Origin of the sequence: Streptomyces odontomachi, assembly GCF_024435355.1 — a bacterium.
Taxonomy (GTDB): domain Bacteria; phylum Actinomycetota; class Actinomycetes; order Streptomycetales; family Streptomycetaceae; genus Streptomyces; species Streptomyces odontomachi.
Window position 1 is genome coordinate 1 of the sequence record NZ_JAMJWG010000027.1, and the last position, 21,672, is coordinate 21,672.

Genomic DNA, 21,672 nt, shown 5'->3' on the forward strand with positions numbered 1-21,672 from the left:
CCCGAAGACGCCAAGACCACCCCGGGACGGGGGCGGCGGCGCGCAGCGCACGCGGCGGGGTGCCCCGCAAAAGGGAACCGGGGTGCCCCCGAAAAAAGGGGCACCCCGGATCGTCGGCTGAGCTCGCCGCAGGCGTTACGCCTCGAACACCTCACGAACCAACTGCTCCTGCTCCGCCTGGTGCCGCTTGGCGGAGCCCACCGCGGGGGACGAGCTGTGCGGCCGGGAGATCCGCCGCAACCGCTCGTCGTGCGGCACGTCCGCGCCGACGGCCAGGTCCAGGTGGTCGATGAGGTTGAGCGCGATGAACGGCCAGGCACCCTGGTTCGCGGGCTCTTCCTGGACCCACAGGTACTTCTCCGCGTTCGGGAACTTGGCGATCTCGGCCTGCACCTCGGCACCCGGCAGCGGGTACAGCCGCTCCAGACGGATGATCGCCACATCCGTGGCACCGCGCTTCTGCCGCTCGGCGTCCAGGTCGTAGTAGACCTTGCCCGCGGTGAAGACGACCTTGCGGACCGCGCTCGGGTCCGTCGTCCCCGCCTCCACGGCGGAGTCACCGATGACCGGCCGGAAGCCGCCGGTGGTGAACTCCGACGCCTTCGACGCCGCGGCCTTCAGCCGCAGCATCGACTTCGGCGTGAAGACGACCAGCGGCTTGTGGTGCGGGTTGTGCACCTGCCAGCGCAGCAGGTGGAAGTAGTTCGACGGCATGGTGGGCATGGCCACCGTCATGTTGTTCTGCGCGCACATCTGGAGGAACCGCTCCGGGCGGGCCGAGGAGTGGTCGGGGCCCTGGCCCTCGTAGCCGTGCGGCAGCAGCAGGGTGACGCCGGAGGTCTGGCCCCACTTCTGCTCGGCGGACGAGATGAACTCGTCGACCACCGTCTGCGCACCGTTGACGAAGTCGCCGAACTGGGCCTCCCACATGACCAGCGACTCGGGCCGGGCCAGCGAGTAGCCGTACTCGAAGCCCATGGCCGCGTACTCGGAGAGCAGCGAGTCGTAGACGTTGTAGCGGGCCTGGTCCTCGGAGAGGTACAGCAGCGGCGTGTAGTCCTGACCGGTCTCGCGGTCGACGAGGACGGCGTGCCGCTGGCCGAAGGTGCCGCGCCGGGAGTCCTGCCCGGACAGCCGGACCGGGGTGCCCTCCAGGAGGAGGGAGCCGAGCGCCAGGGTCTCGCCCATGCCCCAGTCGATGGCGTCCTCCTCGACCATGGTGGCCCGGCGCTGCAACTGCGGCAGCAGGCGCGGGTGGACGGTGACCCGGTCGGGGATGTTCACCTGGGACTCGGCGATCCGCTTGACGACCTCCTCGGAGATCGCGGTCTGGACGGCGACCGGGAACTCCGGCTGCACCTCCGGCACCTCGGCGCCGCTCGGCTGCTGGGTGGCTTCGCGGACCTCGGTGAAGACCTTCTCCAGCTGGCCCTGGTAGTCCTGGAGCGCCTGTTCGGCCTCTTCCAGGGTGATGTCGCCACGCCCGATCAGGGACTCGGTGTAGAGCTTGCGGACCGAGCGCTTCTTGTCGATCAGGTCGTACATCAGCGGCTGCGTGAAGCCCGGGTTGTCGGACTCGTTGTGGCCGCGGCGGCGGTAGCAGATCAGGTCGATCACGACGTCCTTGTTGAACGCCTGGCGGAACTCGAAGGCCAGCCGCGCGGTGCGGACCACGGCCTCCGGGTCGTCACCGTTCACGTGGAAGATCGGCGCCTCGATCATGCGGGCCACGTCGGTGGCGTACATCGAGGAACGGGCCGACTCCGGCGCGGCGGTGAAGCCGACCTGGTTGTTGATCACGATGTGCACGGTGCCGCCGGTGCGGTAGCCGCGCAGCTGGGACATGTTGAGTGTCTCGGCCACCACGCCCTGGCCGGCGAAGGCCGCGTCGCCGTGCAGCGCGACGGGGAGCACGGTGAAGTCGGTGCCGCCCTTGCCGATGATGTCCTGCTTGGCGCGGGCGACGCCCTCCAGGACCGGGTCGACCGCCTCCAGGTGCGAGGGGTTGGCGGTCAGCGAGACCTTGATCTGCTCGCCGTCGAGGCCGGTGAAGGTGCCGTTGGCACCCAGGTGGTACTTGACGTCGCCGGAGCCGTGCATCGACTTCGGGTCGAGGTTGCCCTCGAACTCGCGGAAGATCTGCGCGTACGACTTGCCGACGATGTTCGCCAGGACGTTCAGCCGGCCGCGGTGTGCCATGCCGACGACGACCTCGTCGAGCCGGGACTCGGCCGCGGCGTCCAGCACCGCGTCCAGCAGCGGGATGACGGACTCGCCGCCCTCCAGCGAGAACCGCTTCTGGCCGACGTACTTGGTTTGCAGGAACGTTTCGAACGCCTCTGCGGCATTCAGCCGGCGCAGGATGCGCAGCTGCTCCTCGCGCTCCGGCTTGGCGTGCGGGCGCTCCACGCGGTCCTGGATCCACTTGCGCTGCTTGGGATCCTGGATGTGCATGTACTCGATGCCGACGGTGCGCACGTAGCTGTCGCGCAGCACACCGAGGATGTCGCGCAGCTTCATCATCGACTTGCCGGCGAAGCCGCCGACGGCGAACTCGCGCTCCAGGTCCCACAGGGTGAGCCCGTGCTCGTTGATGTCGAGGTCGGGGTGCTTGCGCTGGCGGTACTCCAGGGGGTCGGTGTCGGCCATGACGTGGCCGCGCACCCGGTAGGAGTGGATCAGCTCGAAGACCCGGGCGGCCTTGGTGACGTCGTCGTCGTGGGAGGCGTCGATGTCCTTGAGCCAGCGGACCGGCTCGTAGGGGATGCGCAGCGCCTCGAAGATCTCGTCGTAGAAGTCGTTCTCGCCGAGGAGGAGGTTGGCCACGATGCGCAGGAACTCGCCCGACGCTGCGCCCTGGATGACGCGGTGGTCGTAGGTCGACGTGAGCGTCATGACCTTGGAGATGCCCAGGCGGTTCAGGGTGTCCTGGGAGGTGCCCTGGAACTCGGCCGGGTACTCCATCGCACCGACGCCCATGATCACCGACTGGCCCGGCATCAGCCGCGGCACGGAGTGGACGGTGCCGATGCCGCCGGGGTTGGTCAGCGAGACGGTGACGCCGGAGAAGTCGTCCATCGTGAGCTTGTTCTCACGGGCGCGGCGGACGATGTCCTCGTAGGCCTGCCAGAACTCGAAGAAGTTCAGCGTGTCGGCCTTCTTGATGCCGGCGACGACCAGCTGCCGGTCGCCGTTCGGCTTCGTCAGGTCGATGGCCAGGCCCAGGGTGACGTGCTCGGGCTTGACGAGGGTCGGCTTGCCGTTCTTCTCGGCGAACGACCAGTTCATCGACGGCATGGCCTTGATGGCCTGCACCATCGCGTAGCCGATCAGGTGGGTGAAGGAGATCTTCCCACCGCGGGCCCGCTTGAGGTGGTTGTTGATGACGATGCGGTTGTCGAAGAGCAGCTTCACCGGCACCGCGCGGACCGAGGTGGCCGTCGGCAGTTCCAGGGAGGCGTTCATGTTCTTCGCGACGGCGGCGGCGGGGCCGCGCAGGGCCACGTACTCGGGGCCTTCGGCGGCCTCTGCGGCGGGCGCGGCAGCGGGCTTCGCCGGCGCGGCCGGCGCCGGCTTGGCGGCGGGCCGCGCGGGTGCGGCGGGCGCTGCGGCCTTCGGCGCTGTCGTGGCGGCCTGGGGCGCGGGCGCTGCGGTCTTCGGGGCGGCGGGCGCCGGTGCGGGCCTGCTCGGCGCCGCGGGGGCCTCACTGGTGGCGGTCCCCGCCGTCTCGGCGGCCGTGGCACCGGCCGTCGAGGTGGAGGCGGTGGCGGCGGCACCCGGCTTGTAGTCGGCGAAGAAGTCCCACCAGGCGCGGTCGACGGAGTTCGGGTCCTGGAGGTACTGCTGGTAGATCTCGTCGACGAGCCACTCGTTGGGACCGAAGGAAGCCGCAGGGTTCTTGCCCTGCCCCTCCTGGTCGGTCCGGGAAGTACCACCCGCGCTCAGGCTGGGGGAGCTCGCATTACTAGGGGACTGTGGCGACACGGCGGCAACCGCCCTCTTCCGCTTCACAAGATGATGGGACAGCGGGAATAAAGGCTACGCCTCTTGGGGTGGGACCTGCAGTCCGGGCCGGTCATCCGTCGTGTAAGTCACACCGAAGAGGGTGTTTCACGGCGATGGCGATCGGGAAAAAGATTCAGTTTCGTTCGCACGGAGAACCTGGCCGCGCAGGGCCGTCCCGAGGTGCGCCTACGGGCCTCGGGCGCCGTGCCGCGGCTTGATCCCGGCTCCTGGTACGCCTGCGGCACGCCGCGGCCCCGGGTGCCCCGGCTGCCCGGGCCCGGCTCCGTCTTTGCATGTGCATGGCATCTACGAAAGGGGTGCGTGACGTCGACCACGCCGCCTGCATGTGGGTGACGTCACGCATCCCGGCGTTGACCTCGTCCGGTCGGCGCCCGGCGTAGCCGGCACGCCTCTCACACGCGGGCGCGCGGCTCGCCCGGCAGGGAGACCTGGATCCGGCAGCCGCGGGTCGACTCGGCCACCCCGATCGTGCCGCCGTGCAGGTCGACCGCCCAGCGCGCGATGGCGAGACCGAGCCCCGTGCCACCGTCGCTGCCGGAGCCGTGTCCCCCCTGGGCGGCACCGGCGCCGCGGTGGCGGCCGCGGTTGAAGCGCTCGAAGACGCGGTGCCACTCGGAGCGCGGAATGCCGGGCCCCTCGTCCAGCACCTCCAGGTTCAGCGACTGGGGGCTCGTGCCGCGCCGCGCCCGTACGGTGACCCGGCCGTGCGGCGGGCTGTGCTTGACCGCGTTGTCGATCAGGTTGGCCACCACCTGGTGGATGCGCTCCGCGTCCGCGTACGCCGTCAGCTCGGGCGGGGAGACGTCCAGGTGCAGGTGGACGTCGGTACGGGTGTGGCTGCCGGAGCCCGAGGCGATCCCGGCGCGCGCCGAGGCGACCATGTTCGCCTCCTTCAGCACGCCCGAGAGATACGGCCACACCTCGAAACGGCGCGCCTTGAGCGGCACGACGCCGTTGTCGAGCCGGGAGAGGTCGAGCAGCGTCTCGACCAGCCGTCCCAGCCGTTCGGTCTGCTTCAGGGCGGTGCGCATGGTCTCGGGGTCGGCCGCGGAGACACCGTCGACGACGTTCTCCAGGACGGCGCGCAGCGCGGCGATGGGGGTGCGCAACTCGTGCGACACGTTCGCCACCAGCTCCTTGCGCTGCTGGTCCTGCGCCTCCAGGTCGTCGGCCATGCGGTTGATGGTGGAGGCGAGGTCGCCGAGCTCGTCGCGGCGGCTGTCGCCGCTCACCCGGCGGGTGTAGTCGCCGTGCGAGATCGCCCGGGCCACCGTGTTCATCTCGTCCAGCGGCGCCGTCAGGGAGTGCGCCACGAACTGGGTGATCAGCAGGGTGGCTATCACCGAGAAGACCGTGATGAAGCGCAGCTCGGTCTCGGTGCGGACCGCGATCATCAGCAGTCCGGTGGTGATGAAGACCGAGACGACGACCAGCATGCCGAGCTTGGTCTTCACGGAGAACGGCCGTACCCCCGACGCCCACAGCACGATCTGGCGGCCGGCGTCGTTGCCCTGCTGGGCGCTGAGGGTCTCCCTCAGGTCTGCCACCGCCTGGCCGGCCGCCTCGACGGCCCGCCGTAGCCTGGCCGGGCGTCGGACACGGCTGTCGTTGCAGGTCGTGGAGTGCGCCGGAGTGCGGGCGGCCCGCAGGCGCGCTCGGGCCCGCGCTGTCATGCCGGTGGCTGCACCGGTGTCACCGTCGGTGCTCTTGGCGTGGTGGCCCTGCTGGGATGCGTCCCCCGGGCCGCCGGTGCCTTCTGTGGGACTCGTTCCGCTGATCCCGCTCATCGCCAGCTACCGTCGGGACCTCTCATGCCGTCGGGCTCATCGTCTTGGGCTCATGTGGTGCTCACGGGTTGGGCGTCTCCAGGGCGTACCCCACACCGTGCACGGTGCGGATCCGCTCGGCGCCGATCTTGCGGCGCAGTGCCTTGATGTGACTGTCGACGGTACGGGTCCCGGAGGCGTCTGCCCAGTCCCACACCTCGGCGAGCAACTGCTCGCGGGAGAGCACCGCGCGGGGGGTGTTCGCCAGGCACACCAGCAGGTCGAACTCGGTGGGTGTGAGGTGGACGTCCTCGCTGCGCACCCGAACCCGGCGCTGCGCGTGGTCGATCTCCAGTTCGCCGAGCCTGAGTATGCCGCTGCGCGGTGTGGTGGCGGCCAGCGCCGCGCGCTCCACCCGGCGCAGCAGTACGTGCACCCGGGCCGCGAGTTCACGCATCGAGAACGGCTTGGTCATGTAGTCGTCGGCGCCCACGCCCAGGCCGACCAGCATGTCCGTCTCGTCGTCGCGAGCCGTCAGCATGAGTACCGGCACCGGCCGCTGTGCCTGCACCCGCCGGCAGACCTCCAGGCCGTCGAAGCCGGGCAGCATCACGTCGAGGATCAGCAGATCGGGCTGCCATGCCTCGGCGGTGTCCACGCCCGCAGGGCCGTCCCCGGCTGTCTGCACCAGGAAACCCTCGGCACGCAGCCGGGCGGAGATGGCCTCGACGATCGTCGGGTCGTCCTCGATGACCAGCACGCGGCGCTGTGCGCCGGAGGCCGCCGTGCTGCCGTTGTGGGAGGTGTGTGTCTGCTCCATCGCCCCGCCCCTGACTGTTGCTTTTCCGGAATCGTGGGGGTGATCCCTGCCGTTCGATTGACGCTTGAATCATCCGTGCGCCGGTCAGCAGCGTACGGGCCCGGGCCCTGCCACGGCTATCGGGGCCCGACCGCGATGTGCACCGCGTCGGGAACACCCCGAGACACGGGGATCTCTTTGGTGTGAACCGCTCGGAATCCGGCATTGCGCAAGGCGGTTTCGAATTCCGGCGAGGGTTCCGCGGACCATACAGCAAGAACGCCGCCCGGCGTCAGGTGGGTCCGGCATGCGGCGAGTCCCGCGGGGGAGTACAGGTCGTCGTTGTCTTCCGTGACGGTCCACCCCGGGCCGTTGTCGATGTCCAGGCAGAGCGCGTCGTACCGTGCGCCGGTCGTGCGCAGGTGCGTGAGGAGATCGGCGTGCACGATCTCGGTACGCGGATCGGTGCGCGCCGCGGCGGAGATCTCGGCGAGCGGGGCGGCGTCCGGTGCCGAGGGGCGGCCCGGGCCGCCGTGCCAGTCGATGATCGCCGCCTCGCGCTCGACGACGGTGATCTGGCCCCAGCGCCGATCGGCGGCGGCGTGCGCGAGGGAGAACCCGACGCCGAGTCCGCCGATGAGTACGGACGGTGCCGGGCGGCCGGCTTGGGGCTCCGGGGCCTCCCCGGCCTCCCGGGACTCCAGGGCTTCACCGGCCTCCCGGGATTCCAGGGTCTCCAGGGCGACGTCCATGAGCAGTCGCTCCGAGCGGCCGTCCGAGGTGTCCATCAGGAAGCACCCGTTGGCGATGATCTGGAGCAGCGTGCCGTGCCGCCGCAGCACCACTTCGCCGTAGGGGCCCTCCCGCCGGTCCAGGACGACGGGCGGGCCGTCGGGCGCGGGCGCGGTGGCGGGGTGGGGAAGGTGCGCGGCGTGCATGGGGCCATCTTCTCGACTGGGGAGGGGTGGGGCCAGGGGCGGGGCGGCGTGGCGCCCCACCATGGAGGACGGGCGGCGTGCCGTCCCCTTACGGGGGTCGGGTGGCGTGCCGCCCCACGACGGGGGTCCGGTGGCGTGCCGCCCCACGACGGGGGTCCGGTGGCGTGCCGCCCCACGACGGGGGTCCGGTGGCGTGCCGCCCCACGACGGGGGTCCGGTGGCGTGCCGCCCGACGACGGGGAACGCGCCGGGGCGCGTCCCCTCGGCTCAGTCGGCCGCCGGGGTCCACACGTACGGTGTCGTCGTGGTCACCGCGGCCAGGCCCAGGCGGCGCAGGATCGGGGCGCTGTCGTCGGAGGCGTCGACCTGGAGGTACCGCACACCGCGTGCGGCGGCGCTGCGGGCGCGGGCGGCGACCAGCGCGCGGTAGATGCCCCTGCCCCGCCACTCGGCCAGCGTCGAGCCGCCCCACAGGCAGGCGAAGTCGGTGCCGGCCCGGTACACCAGCCATGCCGCCGAGACCACCGTGCCGTCCGCCTCGGCGACGAGTACCTCGATCTGGTCCGGAGCGGCCGCGATCCGCGCGCTCAGGTCGTCCGCGAGCCAGGACCAGTCCTGACCCCAGACGATGGACTCCATCGCGGCGATCCGGCGCAGCTCGGCGTCGGCCGTGACCTGCCGCAGCGTGACGCCGTCCGGCAGGCCCGGCGCGGCGGTCAGCTCGGCGGCGCGCCCGATGAGCACCGTCTCGCGCTCCTCGGGGACGAAGCCAGCCGAGGTCAGCCGGTCGGTGAGGTCGGCCGGCAGGTCATGGCCGCGGGTCTTCCACTCGACCGCCTCTCCGCGGGCGGCGAAGTAGTCACGCTGTCGCGCGATCAGCAGGTCCAGGTCGGTGCCTCGGACGCCCATGTCGCGAGGGGTGGCCACGAAGCCGCGGAACTGCCCGACGATCCGGGTGAGCGGTCCGTCCCGCTCCGTGTGCACCCCCGTGGGGAGGGACGGCGGTATGCCGCGCAGCTGTGCGTCGTAGGCGGTCAGGAGGTCGGCGTCCGCCGCGGCGAGTTCGGTCACCCGGGTACGGAAGAGCACTCGGCTGTCCGCCGCAACCCGTTTTCCGATTCTCGGGGCCCGGACCGGTCCGGCGGGGCCCGACCTCGCCGGCACGGGATGGAACGCGGCTGGGGAACGGTTGGAACGGCTGGAACGGCTGGAACGGTCGAAACGGTCACGAGGTGGGGCGCGACCAAGGGTGGCTGATCGCTCACAGCGAACGCCACGAAGGGTCGGGAACATCCGGGGACTCAGGTGCATTGAGTCTGCATAGCTCAACTTGACTGCCGAAGGGGAGATCATGCCTGCTGAGTCCGCTGGCACCGCTACATCGTTCGCCCTGCCCGTGCTGCCGCTCGACGACGATGTGGTGCTGCCCGGGATGGTGGTTCCGCTCGACCTCAGTGACAACGACGTACGGGCCGCCATCGAAGCCGCCCAAGCGGCCGCCAGAACCGAGCCCGGCAAGCCCAAGGTGCTGCTGGTGCCACGCATCGACGGGACCCTCGGGGGTACCGGTGTGCTCAGTACCGTCGAGCAGGTCGGGAGGCTCGCCGACGGTGATCCCGGGGCGCTGGTGCGCGGCCGGCGCCGGATGAAGATCGGCGCGGGCACCACCGGCCCCGGCGCGGCCCTGTGGGTCGAGGCGACCGCCGTCGAGGAGTCCGTGCCCGAGCCCCTGCCCGGCGCCGTCACCGATCTCGCCAAGGAGTACAAGGCGCTCGCCACCAGCTGGCTGCGCAAGCGCGGCGCCTGGCAGATCGTGGACCGCGTCCAGCAGATCGACGACATCGCCCAGCTCGCCGACAACTCCGGCTACTCGCCGTTCCTCACCACCCAGCAGAAGGTGGACCTCCTGGAGACCGGCGACCCGGTGGCCCGGCTGAAGCTCGCCACCGAGCAGCTCCGCGAGCACCTCGCCGAGCAGGACGTGGCCGAGTCCATCGCCAAGGACGTCCAGGAAGGCGTCGACAAGCAGCAGCGTGAGTTCCTGCTCCGCCGCCAGCTGGAAGCCGTTCGCAAGGAACTGCGTGATCTGAACGGCGACGGTGGCGAGGACGAGTCCGACGACTACCGGACCCGTGTGGAGTCGGCCGACCTGCCCGAGAAGGTGCGCGAAGCCGCACTGAAGGAAGTCGAGAAGCTGGAGCGGTCCAGCGACCAGAGCCCGGAGGGCTCCTGGATCAGGACCTGGCTCGACACCGTCCTCGAACTCCCGTGGGACACCCGCACCGAGGACGCCTACGACATCCAGGGCGCCCAGGGCGTCCTCGACGCCGAACATGCCGGCCTCGAGGACGTCAAGGAACGGATCGTCGAATACCTGGCGGTGCGCAAGCGGCGCGCCGACCGTGGGCTCGGCGTGGTCGGCGGGCGACGCGGCGGCGCCGTGCTCGCGCTCGTCGGGCCGCCCGGTGTCGGCAAGACCTCGCTGGGCGAGTCCGTGGCCCACGCGATGGGCCGCAAGTTCGTCCGCGTCGCGCTCGGCGGCGTACGGGACGAAGCCGAGATCCGCGGGCACCGGCGCACCTACGTCGGGGCGCTGCCCGGTCGTATCGTGCGCGCCATCAAGGAAGCCGGCTCGATGAACCCGGTCGTCCTTCTCGACGAGATCGACAAGGTCGGCTCCGACTTCCGCGGTGACCCGGCGGCCGCGCTCCTCGAAGTGCTCGACCCGGCGCAGAACCACACCTTCCGGGACCACTACCTGGAGGTCGAGCTCGACCTCAGCGACGTGGTGTTCCTCGCCACCGCCAATGTGCGCGAGGCCATCCCCGAGGCGCTGCTCGACCGCATGGAGCTGGTCACCCTCGACGGCTACACGGAGGACGAGAAGGTCGTCATCGCCCGTGACCACCTGCTCCCGCGCCAGCTGGAACGGGCCGGTCTCGCGGCGGACGAGGTCACCCTGGAGGAGAGCGCGCTGCGCAAGCTCGCCGGTGAGTACACCCGTGAGGCGGGGGTGCGGAACCTGGAGCGTGCGGTCGGGCGGCTGCTTCGGAAGGTCGCCGCCCGTCAGGAGCTGGGTGAGCAGGAGCTCCCGTTCACCGTCGGCGAGGACGATCTACGCGGCCTGATCGGGCGGCCGCACCACGTGCCCGAGTCCGCCCAGGACCCGGCCGAGCGGCGTACGTCCGTGCCCGGTGTCGCCACCGGGCTCGCCGTCACCGGTGCGGGTGGGGACGTGCTGTATGTGGAGGCGTCGCTGGCGGATCCTGAGACGGGTGCGTCCGGGCTGACTCTGACTGGTCAGCTCGGTGACGTGATGAAGGAGTCCGCGCAGATCGCGCTGTCCTTCCTGCGCTCGCGCGGTGCGGAGCTGGAGCTGCCGGTGGCCGACCTCAAGGACCGCGGCGTGCACATCCACTTCCCCGCGGGTGCGGTGCCCAAGGACGGGCCGAGTGCCGGGGTCACCATGACGACCGCGCTGGCGTCGCTGCTGAGTGGGCGTCTGGTGCGGACGGACGTGGCGATGACGGGGGAGGTGTCGCTGACGGGGCGGGTGTTGCCGATCGGTGGCGTGAAGCAGAAGTTGCTTGCTGCGCACCGGGCGGGGATCACGACCGTGGTGATACCGAAGCGGAACGAGGCGGATCTGGACGACGTGCCTGACGAGGTTCTTGCGAAGCTTGACGTGCATGCGGTTTCGGATGTCAGGCAGGTTCTTGAACTGGCCCTTTCGCCTGCGACGGCGTCGCGGGAGGCCGGGGTTCCGTTGGCTGCGGCGTAGCTTTTGCCGCTGGCTGGGGCGTGGGTCTGGGGGCTTTGCCCCCAGGCCCCCTTTTTTCGGCCTTGACGGCCTCTGTCCTCAAGCGCCGGACGGGCTGTTCATGGCGCGTGAGGCTTCGTTGCGGGTCGGGGGCGCGGGGGATGCACGTGCTCGGCCGGCGCGATGATCCTGGACCGTCAGTTCACCGGCACTCAGCGGCGGTCCTGCGCGCGCACATCCCCCACGCCCCCTGCCGTCTCGTTCGCGTCTGCGGCCCGGTGGGGACTTCTACTGCGCCTCCCGCGTTACTCCTTCGGAGGCCCGGAGAGGAACGCGGTCCACGCGGCGGCGCTGACCGTAAGCCCAGGGCGGGCTATGTCCTTGGAGTCTCGTACGTGGATGTGGATGGCGTGCGGGCAGGTGGCTATTTCGACGCACTCGCCGCCCTCCTCGCTGCTGTAGCTGGACTTGTGCCACTCCAGAGCGACTTCGACGCACTCGCCTCCAGCCCCGCTGCTGTAGCTGCTCTTGACCCATAGGCGCTCAGCGGCACTCTTCCTGAATTCGGTGTTCATAGCTCCCTCAGCAGCTCCTCAACGTAGTTGAGCGACGCCTGGGGCGTGAGTGCCTGGGCGCGTAGGATGCCGTATTTGATCTCCAGCCCTCTGACCAGCCGTCGCTCAGTGTGGACCTGGCTCACGTTCTGGACCTCAACGTAAGCGATCCTCTGATTTTCGTCTGTCTCGATCAACGTGAACGGCCCAGCGAGTCCAGCGTTCTGCTCACTGCTCAGTGGCATCAGCTGAATCTCAACTGCCCGCTGGTGCCCGGCCAGCAGTATCTTCTCTAACTGGCCGCGCAACACTTCACGACCACCAATCGGCCTGCGAAGCACCGATTCATCGATAACGAAGCTCATGAGCGGTGTTGGATGCTTAGCGAAAAGCTCCTGACGCGCGAGGCGAGCCACTACCCGCTGTTCGATTGTGTCCTCGTTCAGCGGTGGACGCATCATCCCGAACACTGACCGTGCGTACTCCTTCGTCTGCAACAGCCCAGGCACAGCCTGGTTCGCGTACACGTGTAGCTCGACCGCTTTCGCCTCCAACTCCGCCGCGTCCTGGAAGAACGGTGGGTACTGGGCCTTGGCGACCTCGTCTTTCATCTCCAGCAGGACGCCGCCGGCGTCGAGGAGTTCGTCCGCTTGGTCGATGAAGCGGGGCGGGGGGATGCGGCGCCCCTGCTCGAACGCGGCGATCGTGGAGGCCGAGTAGCCGACCATCGCGCCGAACTCCGGGCGTTCAAGGCCCGCGCGCACGCGGCACCGTTTCAACTGGCGGCCGAACACGCGGAGGATGGCGGAGCGGGCACCTGGATCCGCTCCGGCCCCCGCTCCTGTCTCCGGTTCCGGTCGCTGTTCTCCAGGACTGGACTCCGCGTCCCACGTGTCCGTTGGTTCACTCATCGCCCTATCACCTCCGTGGGCCAACGCGGCCTGGCGCAGGCCGTCACGCTCCACCCCGCCGACATCCGCGCACCGGCCACGTACAGCGACCTGCCGTGTGCGCGCCGTGTCTCGTCACGCTAAAACGAGGGCGGCAGCGTGGACCCCATGAACAGCGAGAAGTCCCTCGAACGCGACGTTCCGGTCCGCCCTCAAGGGCCGGCACTCGACGCCGTCGACGATCCCGGCCACGAGTTTGCGATGCGCTTCACGTCATCGCGCCGTGGTGCCCGCCTGGCGCGCCGCCTCGTCTCGCATCGGCTGGATACGTGGGGCCACCCGTACGGCAGCGTCATCAATGAGGAAGTCACCTTGATCGCGGCGGAGTTGTGCGCCAACGCCGTGCGTCATGGGCATGTGCCCGGCCGGGACTTCCACGTCCGTCTGACAGAGGTGGCGGGCACGGTGCGCGTTGAGGTCACCGACACCCGTACCGAGCGCGTGCCGTCGATGGCATGCCCGGAGCCGCCGGGGGACGCCGAGGTGGGCCGGGGGCTGCTGATCATCGCTCGGTTGGCGATGCGGTGGGGGGTTGCGCCGCGCACCGGAGCGCCGGGGAAGGTGGTATGGGCGGAGTGCGTCGCCGTTCCAGCGCGTTAGCATGCCGCCTTCCGCAACGGGCATGTGGTGTCGACTCGCGTCACGAGGTCGGCGCGTAGCTCGGTAAGGCCGGCTATACGCTCGTCGATGATCTGGATCTTCTTCTGGAGCAGAGCGGACAATGCCTCGTCGTCGTCCGGCGTGTTGCGGAGTTCTTCGCCATAGCGGGCGATCTCGGCCAACGTGAAACCAAGGCTCTGCGCGGTGCGGACGTAGTGCAGCCAGGCGACCGTTTCCGGCGGGAAGTCACGGTAGCCGTTCGCCAGCCGTTGACCTTCGACGATGCCGATCTTCTCGTAGAAGCGAATGGTGTCTTTGGTCGTACCCGTTCGTTCGGCCAACTCTCCGATACGCATGGTTTCCCCCTCGACCTTGACGGCGGACCTTACTCCACTGTTCACGAGGGACCACCGGGGGAGAGCCGCGAGTGAGACGGAAGGTGTCGTGGGGGAGTACATACCCCCACGACACCGACCCACCCACCCCAGCGAAGGCGGCCCTTCGGCACCCGAGGACAAGGGGGCACCGCACCCCTACCCTTCTGTGGGCAGTCGTTCCGCAGGGCGGAACGGGTGGGCACAGCCCACGACGCACGGTCACGTGAACGGCACCGGGCGCCCCGGACGACCGGCGTAGCCACACCGCACGGGCACGTGAACCGCACCGGGCGCCCCGGGCAACGCCCGGGAACAAATCAACCGTTGGCCAACGCCTGTACCCGGTCCAGCGCACCGTTGAAGTGGTCGTGGTCGCCCACGATCGGACCCGTCGACGTGTACTGCCAGATCGTGTAGAAGCCCCAGCCGGCCGGCAGCGTCCCCACGTCGGAGGCGTACCGGGCGATCGCCAGCGGGTTGACGCTGCCGAAGGCTCCGGAGTTGCCCGTGCACTCGGTCCACCAGCTGGTGGCCGTGTAGATCACGGGGTCGCGACCGGTGAGCGAGCGGTAGGTGGTGGTGAAGTCCTGGATCCACGAGACCATCGCGCCCTGGCTCAGGCCGTAGCAGTCCCCGCCGTACGGGTCCCACTCGATGTCCAGCATCCCGGGCAGCGTCTTGCCGTCCTTGGACCAGCCGCCGCCGTGTGCCACGAAGTACTGGGCCTGGGTGGCGCCGGACGTGGTGTCGGGGGTGGCGAAGTGGTACGAGCCGCGGATCATGCCGACGTTGTAGGAGCCGTTGTACTGCTGCGTGAAGTACTCGTTCTGGTAGTACGTGCCTTCGGTGGCCTTCGTGTAGGCCCACCGCACGCCGCTGTTCCACAGCCCGGCCCAGTCCACGTTGCCCTGGTAGCTGGCGACGTCGACGCCTTCCGTCTGCTCGGCGTCGGCGTGCAGCGGCCCGGCGGGGGCCCGGCCGTCGTGTTCGACGACGCCCATGCCCAGGTAGGCGGAGCCGCGTTCGGGCACCGTGCTGTGGTGGTCGGCGGCCTGGGCCGCGGCGGGCAGGGCGACGAGCAGGCTGAGCGCGGCGAGGAGGGCCCCGACCGCCGTGCGGGGTGAGCGGCGGGTCGTCAGGGGTCTGCGGACGCGGACATGCATGGTGTGCCTCCGAATGCCTGGCGGGCGCACGAGCCGGCACGGCTCGTGGGAGCCCGGATGGGGGGACAGGGGGGAAGTTCGGTGACTCTGGCGCGACCCACGGGTGGGGATGGGTGGCGTCTCAATCCGACGATTTGTCGGTTGCATGACATCAATGCGATTCTACGCACGTAGAACCCTTGCGGGAAGGGCCGCGGTGATCGCCGGTGGTCTACGCCTACGGAATACTGGCCGAGCTGGGGCGACGACCGTGTCCGCCGGAAACGGCAACCGAAGTCGGCGGAACTTTCAGATCGGGAACCTCGTAATGCAGAGCATGGATGCAGACGTGCGCGGAGACGGAAACAGCGCGGAACAGGCTGCGGAAACCGGCGCGCCCGAATCCCGCGTCGACCCGGAGTTCCTGGCGTTGGAAAGGGAGTTGACGGTTTTCCTGCGCCGAGCCCGGGCGTCTTCGGGTGAGATGGCCCGAGCCGTCCACCCGGACCTGGAGCCGTCCGCCTACGGTCTGCTCGTCTGCCTGGACGAGCTCGGCCGGCAGCGGGCCACCGACCTCGCCGGGTACATCGGCGTCGGCAAGGCCACCATGAGCCGGCAGCTGCGCGCCCTGGAGGCGCTCGGCTTCGTCGCCAGGGAGCCCGACCCGGCCGACGGGCGGGCCTGGCTCATCCACCTCACCGAGCGCGGCGGCCACCGGCTGCGCACCGTACGCGACGCCCGCCGCGCCCGCTACGTCCGCGAGCTCTCCGACTGGGACCGCACGGAGGTCGCCGAGCTGGCGCGACTGCTGCACCAGTTGAACGCGGCGGCGGGGGCGGAGTGAAGTGAGGCGGGCGTGATCGGCGGGTGGTGTGGCGGGTGCGGCAGTGGACGGCGCGGCGGGCCGCGTGTCAAAGCTCCGCGTAGATCACCGCCGCGTCGTCGTGGGTCTTGCTGCGGCGCAGGAAGACCCGCTCGGTGTCGGCGCTCTCCAGCGCGCGCACCCGGTCGACGAGCGCCTGTGGCCCCTCCTTGCGCAGCAGGGCGACGCAGTCCGGCCAGTCGCCCTCGCGGAACTTCTCCACCCAGCGCGCCGCCCCGTCTGTGAGCGCCGCAACGGACTGCACCTCCGTGCGCGGCCGCGTACCCGTCACCGCACGTGCCGCCACCTCCGGGTCGGCGGCCGCGGTGAAGAAGCCGCCCTCCTTGTTGCGCACCGTCGCGTCGGCGATGGCGTCCGAGGCGAGGGAGGCGCGTGGCACGTGGGCGAGACGGCCGTCCAGGACCGGCTCCACCCGGCCGTCCGGCGCCGTCACCAGCAGGACCGAGTCGGAGAGCACCAGATGTTCCACCCGCTCGTCGTCCCAGCGGACCAGGACCACCGTCGCCTGAGGGGTGCGCGGGTGAGAAAGGTCACAGGTCGCACGGTGTGCGTCAGCGGTGCGCAGAATCGCCTTGTGAAGAACGTCGGTCAGGGCTAGTTCCGGCCGGGAAACGGACAGTTCGCCGAGCGCGCCACCCAACCGGGCGGTGAACCAGGGGACGGAATGCAGACACCCGTATGCGTCGCGCGGCGGGGTCACACCGTCCAGGAGTACCAAGGCGCCACCCCGTCCGAAGGCGGGCAGCGCCACCGATGCGTAGTCCTCGTTGGGGTGTGCGGGGGTGCCCGGTGCCGTGGCCAATTCGATGCGCATTCGGCCAGTCTGCATGACCGGATCCGGCTGGTCCGAGGCGGCGCGGCAGGGTGCGAGAATCGGACAGTAGCCGCAGGTCAGGCGGCCCCTTTGGGATAGATTGAGGCGTCCGTGCACGGAGCGGCGGGGCATCTTGCCAAAGGCGGTGCGCAACGTCCAACTGGCCTGGCACGCATGCCTGCTGCGTATGACAGGGGAACTTGCCGACGACTCCCCGTCCAGGTTCACTCCTTCGAGTGGCGGGTGGTGCGATGCGCGTCCACTTCTCACGGGCACTGGGATGGTCGGGAACCGTACCCGGAGACTGCTCGTGTTGACGGATCGTCACCCGGGTCTTAGGGCAGACGACGAGATTGCGAGCACCGGTGCAGAAGAAGCGGCCGCGGCGCGAAGGCAGGCAGCAGACGGTGTCGGCGGAAGCCACGGGCGGCCGCACGCCGGATGGTCCCACCGGGCCGGCGGACCCCGCGGGCACCACCCCGGGTGACCAGGCCCCCGGGCTCGACGACCTCCACCCGTGCCCCACGGTCCGGGGCGCACGACCCGCGGTGCGCGGCGGGGGCGCCGCCCGCAGAGCCGAGGACGCCACGCCACCCGCCGGTGTGCCGAAGGCACGTGCCGTGGACGCGCACGCGGACCCGAGCACGCACGCGACCACGGATGCGACGGCATCCGGTCCGGCGGCCACCCCCACCGATGCGGATAAGGACGCCGGTACGATCATCAACCCCCACACCGATACCGACTCCGGTGGCGACGCCGTTTCCGGCTCCGCCGCCGGCAAGGACGTCAAGGGCAGGGGAGACGGCAAGGTGGCGACCACAGGGGCCGAGACCGGCACGGGTGGCAAGGGCGGCACGGGTCGGAAGGCGACCGCGGGCACGAAGACGACCGCGGACGCCGGGGTCGCCACGGAGGCCGGGGTCGCCACGGATCCCAAGACCGCCACGGGCCTCAAGGCCGGCAAGGGCGCACCCGCTTCGAGCGCCCCCCGTCCCCCCGCCCCCGTGGGCCGTGGCCGGCGTGCGCGGGTGCGGAACCGGCTCGTCGTCGCCGTTGCCGTGGTGGCGGCCGCGACCGCCGCGGCGAGTGCGCCGGGGCTGATCGACGCCTCCGGACGGCTCAGCGATGCGCAGGCGCTGCTGGACGACGCCCGGCGCACCCAGCGGGCGCTCACCCTCGCCCACGCGCTGGCCGACGAGAGCCAGGCGGTCACCGCGTACGTCGCCGCCGGGCGGCCGCACGGGAGGGCTCCGGCCGACACGCACAGCGTCCCCGTCGACCGGCGGATCGCCGAGCTGCGCGCCGACGACGACGCACCGGCCGCGCTCCGCCGTGACCTGGATCGGGTCGCCGGGGTGCGCAAGTCGGCGTTGAGCGGCAAGAGCAGCGCCCTCACGGTGCATCAGGCGTACGCGGACGTCATCCTCGCCCTGCACCACCTCGCGGAGGACCTGGCGGACCGCATGCCGCCCGAGGCCACCCGGGGTGGGCATGCGTTGGCCGGTCTGGACACCGCCGTCGAGCAGGCCGAGGCCACCCGTGGGCTGCTGCTCGCCGCGCTCGCCGTGCCCGGTGCCACCGGCACCACCACCGTCATCGACCCGGCCACCGGACTGCCGCGCACCGTCCCCAACGAGCCCGCGTCCGCCACCCGGCAGCGCAACGAGCTGAGCGCCGCAGCCCAGCAGGCCCGGCTGCGTGAGACGGCCGAGCTCGCCGGCTTCCGGGACCGGGCGAGCGACGCGTACCGCAGCACGTACGACACCACCGTCACCGGGCCGGACGTCACCGCGGCGGAGAAGGCCCTCGCCCGGCTCACCGACCAGCCCACCCTGTCCGACGACGACCGGGACACCGACGCCGAGAAGCTGGCCGGCACGCTCACCGCGCGGATCGACGTGATGCGGAGCGCCGAGGCCTCGCTGAACGTGGACCGGATCAAGGAGCTCGCCGGGCTGCGCGACGACGCGGTGACGGCGTTGGAGATCCGTGTCGCGCTCGCCGGCGTCTGCCTGCTGCTGGGCGTCGGCATCGTCATGGCGATGGCACGCGGGCTGACCCGCCCGCTCGCCGTGCTGCGCCTGGGCACCGCCCGGCTGGCCGCCGACCCCGTCGCCGCCGAACCCATCCGCTTCACCGGCCGCAACGACGAGTTCGCGCAGGTCCTGCGCTCCGTCAACGCGCTGCACGCGCATGCCGTCGAGCTGCACGCACAGGCGCACGGCGCCGCGGCGGACGGCACCCCGGCGGGCGGTTCGCAGCGGGCCGTCGCACGGGAAGACGCGCACGTGGCGGAGGACGTGGCGGAGACCGCGGCGGACGAGGAGGCGGTCGACGGCGCTGAGGAGGGTGGCGGCCAGCGCACCCTGGTGAACCTCGGGCTGCGCACCCTCGGTCTCGTCGAGCGGCAGCTCGCCGTCATCGAGAAGCTGGAGGAGCAGGAGGACGACCCCGACCGGCTCGCCACGCTGTTCCGGCTCGACCACTTCGCCACGGTCATGCGGCGGCACAGCGAGAACCTGCTCGTGCTCGCCGGTGCCGACCGCGGCCACCAGCACGCCGGTCCCGTGCCGCTGATCGACGTGGTGCGCGCCGCGGTCAGCGAGGTCGAGCACTACACGCGCATCCACGTCGCCGCGCTGCCCGCGCAGCCGCACATCGCGGGGCTCGCCGCCGACGACCTGAGCCATCTGCTCGCCGAACTGATGGAGAACGCCACCTCGTGCTCGCCGCCGGACGCCACCGTGGAGGTCTCCGGCTGGCTGCTGGAGAGCGGTGACGTGATGCTCTCCGTCGCCGACCAGGGCATCGGCATGGCGCCCGAGCGGCTGACCGGGATCAACGCGGAACTGGCCCGGCTGGTCTCCAGCGCCCAGGCGACGCGTTCGACCGGGGACCTCGCGGCCGGCCCGGACACACCGGACGGGCTCGGGCTCGGTCTGTACGTGGTGGCGCGGCTGGCCCAGCGGCACGGTGTGCGGGTGCGGCTGCGCGAGCAGCAGCAGGGCGGCATCGCGGCGGTCGTGTGGGTGCCGCGCTCGGCGCTGGGCGAGTCCGGAGCGGGTGTCGTGGCACCGCCGAGCGAGGTGCGCGTGGTCGGGGGACCGGCCGCCGCACAGCAGGGGCCCGGTGCCGCGACGGAGGCGAACTCGCCGGTGCTTCCCGGGCGCGGCCTCGCCGACTCCCTGATCGCGGCGGCGGAGAGCGCCCTCGCCGATGCCGCCTCGCAGGGCGAGCCCGCGGCGTCCGGCCCGCACCAGGCCGCGGCGTCCGCCCCCGGCCATGCCCGTACGGAGCCGGCCGGGCCGGCGGGTCCGGAACAGGGCGCGCCGGCGGGTGCGCAGCCGACCGGACACCGCTCACCGACGCGGCACGAAGCCCCCCTCACCCCCGACCACCCCATCAACCCCTACGCCATCGGCCCCGACGCCCACGAGCGGACCCGGGACGCCGCCGCGCCCACCGCGCCGCAGGACCCCGCCGCCGCACCCGGGGCCCCCGGAACCGCCGCCCCCCAGCGGCTGACCGCCAAGGGGCTGCCGAAGCGGACGCCCCGGATCGCCCCGCAGGCCGGTGAGCCGATGGAGCGCACCGGTGGCGTGGACGCGCAGGAACTGCGCCGCAGACTCGGCGGGTTCCAGCAAGGGGCCAGAGCCGGGCGGCAGGACGCGGAGGCGGACCCCGCCACCGCACCGGCCGGCTCGTACGACGACCCGACACCGGCGGGCCGCCCCGCCACCGGACCCACCACCCCCCGCCCCGCGTCCAGCACGCGCACCCCCCGTCGCGCGTCCGACGCACCCACGACGCCGCCCGCCGTACCCCACCCGCGCGCTCCGCAGCACCCCCTCACCACCACCACGACGACGCGGCAGAATCGGCACGATGGACCAGCTCACGCGGCCCGACCAGTCGCGGACGCCCAGGGGGACACAGTCGAGGAGGCAAGCAGTTGACTGCGCCCAGTACGCACGGCCTGAGCAGGGAAGCCCGGAATCTGCACTGGTTGCTGGCGAATCTCGTGGAGGAGGTGCCCGGACTGCTGTCGATCGCGGTGGTCTCCTCCGACGGACTGCTGCTGCTCTCCTCCGACGCGGAGGGAGGCACCCACACCGGCCGGGACGACGGCGGTGCGGGCGGCGCGGCGCAGGGGCGATCAGCCCGCGCCGCCGCGACGGGCGGACCGCGGGGGTCCGCGGCCGACCTCGCCACCATCGTCTCCGGGCTCGGCAGCCTCACCCTCGGTGCGGCCAAGCTGATGGACGGCGGCAAGGTCAAGCAGACCGTGGTCACCATGCGGGAGGGCAACCTCTGCGTGATGGCGATCAGCGACGGTTCGCTGCTGGGCGTGCACGCCACCCCCGAGTGCGACATGAGCATCGTCGCGTACCACATGGCGTTCTTCGTCAGCCGTGCCGGGCACGTCCTCACCCCCGAACTCCGCAGCGAGCTGCGCCAGTCGATGGAGAACGGGGCGTCGAACGCGGCACGGGACGAGCGGGTGCCCGGTGCGGTGCGCCGGTCCGTCGCCGAGCCGGCCCGGTCGATGGCGCGTGAGCCGCTGGCGGGTCGGCCCGCGGGGCGTACCTGATGGGCGACGGTTTGCCGCGCCGCGGTGCGGGCTCCAGGCCCGCCCGCGTGCGCCCCTACTCGCTCACCGGCGGTCGTACCCGCTTCGGTCATGTGCTGCTCGTCGAGACGTTCGTCGCCGCCGTCGAGGCGCCCGAGGGGCAGCCGTCCGGGCCGCCGCAGGGCGGTGCCCGGATGATGCCGGAGATGCGGTCCATCGTCGAACTCTGCCACCGGATGCGGACGGTGGCCGAGATCGCGGCGCTGTTGAGGATCCCGCTCGGCGTGGTCCGCGTGCTGCTGAGCGACCTGGCGGACCAGGGAAGGATCCGCGTGTACGGAACCGGTCACGGCCCGGGAGCGCCGGACCGCGTGCTGTTGGAAAGGGTGCTGAGTGGACTTCGCCGTCTCTGACGAGACCGTCTCCGACGAGACCGAACCGCCCGACCGTCAAGGCGGCGAGGGCACCGACCCGGGCGGTGGCGACACCG

Annotated in this window: 16 protein-coding genes; 6 read left to right on the forward strand and 10 right to left on the reverse strand. The window is 71.2% G+C overall.

Going from position 1 to position 21,672, the window contains the following annotated elements; all coding sequences use genetic code 11:
• Positions 1–135 precede the first annotated feature (135 nt).
• From NQO67_RS37150 to NQO67_RS37170, 5 genes are all read right to left on the reverse strand, one after another.
• Positions 136–3,984: a multifunctional oxoglutarate decarboxylase/oxoglutarate dehydrogenase thiamine pyrophosphate-binding subunit/dihydrolipoyllysine-residue succinyltransferase subunit gene (locus NQO67_RS37150; protein WP_255954886.1), complete on the reverse strand. Its 3,849-nt coding sequence runs from the start codon at positions 3,982–3,984 to the stop codon at positions 136–138.
• 434 nt (positions 3,985–4,418) lie between these two features.
• Positions 4,419–5,813, reverse strand: coding sequence for a HAMP domain-containing sensor histidine kinase (locus NQO67_RS37155; protein WP_255954887.1), 1,395 nt, complete (start codon positions 5,811–5,813; stop codon positions 4,419–4,421).
• Positions 5,814–5,874: 61 nt separating this feature from the next.
• Positions 5,875–6,612 carry a response regulator transcription factor gene (locus NQO67_RS37160; RefSeq protein WP_255954888.1) on the reverse strand — a complete coding sequence of 246 codons (738 nt, stop codon included), beginning with the start codon at positions 6,610–6,612 and terminating at the stop codon, positions 5,875–5,877.
• Between the two features lie 116 nt (positions 6,613–6,728).
• Positions 6,729–7,529: a spermidine synthase family protein gene (locus tag NQO67_RS37165; RefSeq protein WP_255954889.1), complete on the reverse strand. Its 801-nt coding sequence runs from the start codon at positions 7,527–7,529 to the stop codon at positions 6,729–6,731.
• Between the two features lie 267 nt (positions 7,530–7,796).
• On the reverse strand, positions 7,797–8,600 hold the full coding sequence (locus NQO67_RS37170) for a GNAT family N-acetyltransferase (protein ID WP_255954890.1): 804 nt from the start codon (positions 8,598–8,600) through the stop codon (positions 7,797–7,799).
• Positions 8,601–8,880: 280 nt separating this feature from the next.
• Here NQO67_RS37170 and lon point away from each other — a divergent pair, with 280 nt between their 5' ends.
• Positions 8,881–11,310, forward strand: a complete 2,430-nt coding sequence (lon, locus tag NQO67_RS37175) for an endopeptidase La (protein ID WP_255954891.1) — start codon at positions 8,881–8,883, stop codon at positions 11,308–11,310.
• A gap of 284 nt (positions 11,311–11,594) precedes the next feature.
• Here lon and NQO67_RS37180 read toward each other — a convergent pair whose 3' ends face one another.
• Positions 11,595–11,864 carry a DUF397 domain-containing protein gene (locus NQO67_RS37180; RefSeq protein ID WP_255954892.1) on the reverse strand — a complete coding sequence of 90 codons (270 nt, stop codon included), beginning with the start codon at positions 11,862–11,864 and terminating at the stop codon, positions 11,595–11,597.
• Positions 11,861–12,754: a helix-turn-helix domain-containing protein gene (locus tag NQO67_RS37185; RefSeq protein WP_255954893.1), complete on the reverse strand. Its 894-nt coding sequence runs from the start codon at positions 12,752–12,754 to the stop codon at positions 11,861–11,863. The genes NQO67_RS37180 and NQO67_RS37185 overlap by 4 nt, the downstream gene beginning before the upstream one ends.
• A 147-nt stretch (positions 12,755–12,901) precedes the next feature.
• On the opposite strand from NQO67_RS37185, the gene NQO67_RS37190 reads away from it, so the two are divergent.
• On the forward strand, positions 12,902–13,393 hold the full coding sequence (locus NQO67_RS37190) for an ATP-binding protein (protein WP_374119255.1): 492 nt from the start codon (positions 12,902–12,904) through the stop codon (positions 13,391–13,393).
• Here NQO67_RS37190 and NQO67_RS37195 read toward each other — a convergent pair.
• Positions 13,390–13,749 carry a MerR family transcriptional regulator gene (locus NQO67_RS37195; protein ID WP_255954895.1) on the reverse strand — a complete coding sequence of 120 codons (360 nt, stop codon included), beginning with the start codon at positions 13,747–13,749 and terminating at the stop codon, positions 13,390–13,392. The two genes, NQO67_RS37190 and NQO67_RS37195, sit on opposite strands and share 4 nt — an antisense overlap.
• Positions 13,750–14,087: 338 nt before the next feature.
• A complete protein-coding gene (locus NQO67_RS37200) occupies positions 14,088–14,933 on the reverse strand; it encodes a lysozyme (RefSeq protein ID WP_255954896.1) in 846 nt (281 codons plus the stop codon).
• 328 nt (positions 14,934–15,261) lie between these two features.
• On the opposite strand from NQO67_RS37200, the gene NQO67_RS37205 reads away from it, so the two are divergent.
• Positions 15,262–15,756: a MarR family winged helix-turn-helix transcriptional regulator gene (locus NQO67_RS37205; protein ID WP_255954897.1), complete on the forward strand. Its 495-nt coding sequence runs from the start codon at positions 15,262–15,264 to the stop codon at positions 15,754–15,756.
• Positions 15,757–15,823: 67 nt separating this feature from the next.
• Here the strand turns inward: NQO67_RS37205 and NQO67_RS37210 are convergent, their stop codons facing one another.
• Positions 15,824–16,609, reverse strand: a complete 786-nt coding sequence (locus NQO67_RS37210; protein WP_255954898.1) for a hypothetical protein — start codon at positions 16,607–16,609, stop codon at positions 15,824–15,826.
• A 1,007-nt stretch (positions 16,610–17,616) separates the two neighbouring features.
• Between NQO67_RS37210 and NQO67_RS37215 the strand changes: the two genes are divergently transcribed.
• From NQO67_RS37215 to NQO67_RS37225, 3 genes are read left to right on the forward strand one after another with little or no spacing between them, the layout of a single operon-like run.
• Positions 17,617–20,568, forward strand: a complete 2,952-nt coding sequence (locus NQO67_RS37215; protein ID WP_374119260.1) for a sensor histidine kinase — start codon at positions 17,617–17,619, stop codon at positions 20,566–20,568.
• Positions 20,565–21,203 carry a roadblock/LC7 domain-containing protein gene (locus NQO67_RS37220; protein ID WP_374119256.1) on the forward strand — a complete coding sequence of 213 codons (639 nt, stop codon included), beginning with the start codon at positions 20,565–20,567 and terminating at the stop codon, positions 21,201–21,203. Before NQO67_RS37215 ends, NQO67_RS37220 begins: the two co-directional genes overlap by 4 nt.
• A complete protein-coding gene (locus NQO67_RS37225) occupies positions 21,203–21,595 on the forward strand; it encodes a DUF742 domain-containing protein (RefSeq protein WP_255954900.1) in 393 nt (130 codons plus the stop codon). The genes NQO67_RS37220 and NQO67_RS37225 overlap by 1 nt, the downstream gene beginning before the upstream one ends.
• Positions 21,596–21,672: the final 77 nt, after the last annotated feature.

Excerpts from the sequence above, each read along its gene's own strand:
- NQO67_RS37155 (WP_255954887.1), bottom strand. The coding sequence starts at position 5,813 with ATGAGCGGGATCAGCGGAACGAGTCCCACAGAAGGCACCGGCGGCCCG.
- NQO67_RS37160 (WP_255954888.1), bottom strand. The coding sequence starts at position 6,612 with ATGGAGCAGACACACACCTCCCACAACGGCAGCACGGCGGCCTCCGGC.
- NQO67_RS37165 (WP_255954889.1), bottom strand. The coding sequence starts at position 7,529 with ATGCACGCCGCGCACCTTCCCCACCCCGCCACCGCGCCCGCGCCCGAC.
- lon (WP_255954891.1), top strand. The coding sequence starts at position 8,881 with ATGCCTGCTGAGTCCGCTGGCACCGCTACATCGTTCGCCCTGCCCGTG.
- NQO67_RS37180 (WP_255954892.1), bottom strand. The coding sequence starts at position 11,864 with ATGAACACCGAATTCAGGAAGAGTGCCGCTGAGCGCCTATGGGTCAAG.
- NQO67_RS37185 (WP_255954893.1), bottom strand. The coding sequence starts at position 12,754 with ATGAGTGAACCAACGGACACGTGGGACGCGGAGTCCAGTCCTGGAGAA.
- NQO67_RS37190 (WP_374119255.1), top strand. The coding sequence starts at position 12,902 with ATGAACAGCGAGAAGTCCCTCGAACGCGACGTTCCGGTCCGCCCTCAA.
- NQO67_RS37195 (WP_255954895.1), bottom strand. The coding sequence starts at position 13,749 with ATGCGTATCGGAGAGTTGGCCGAACGAACGGGTACGACCAAAGACACC.
- NQO67_RS37200 (WP_255954896.1), bottom strand. The coding sequence starts at position 14,933 with ATGCATGTCCGCGTCCGCAGACCCCTGACGACCCGCCGCTCACCCCGC.
- NQO67_RS37210 (WP_255954898.1), bottom strand. The coding sequence starts at position 16,609 with ATGCGCATCGAATTGGCCACGGCACCGGGCACCCCCGCACACCCCAAC.
- NQO67_RS37225 (WP_255954900.1), top strand. The coding sequence starts at position 21,203 with ATGGGCGACGGTTTGCCGCGCCGCGGTGCGGGCTCCAGGCCCGCCCGC.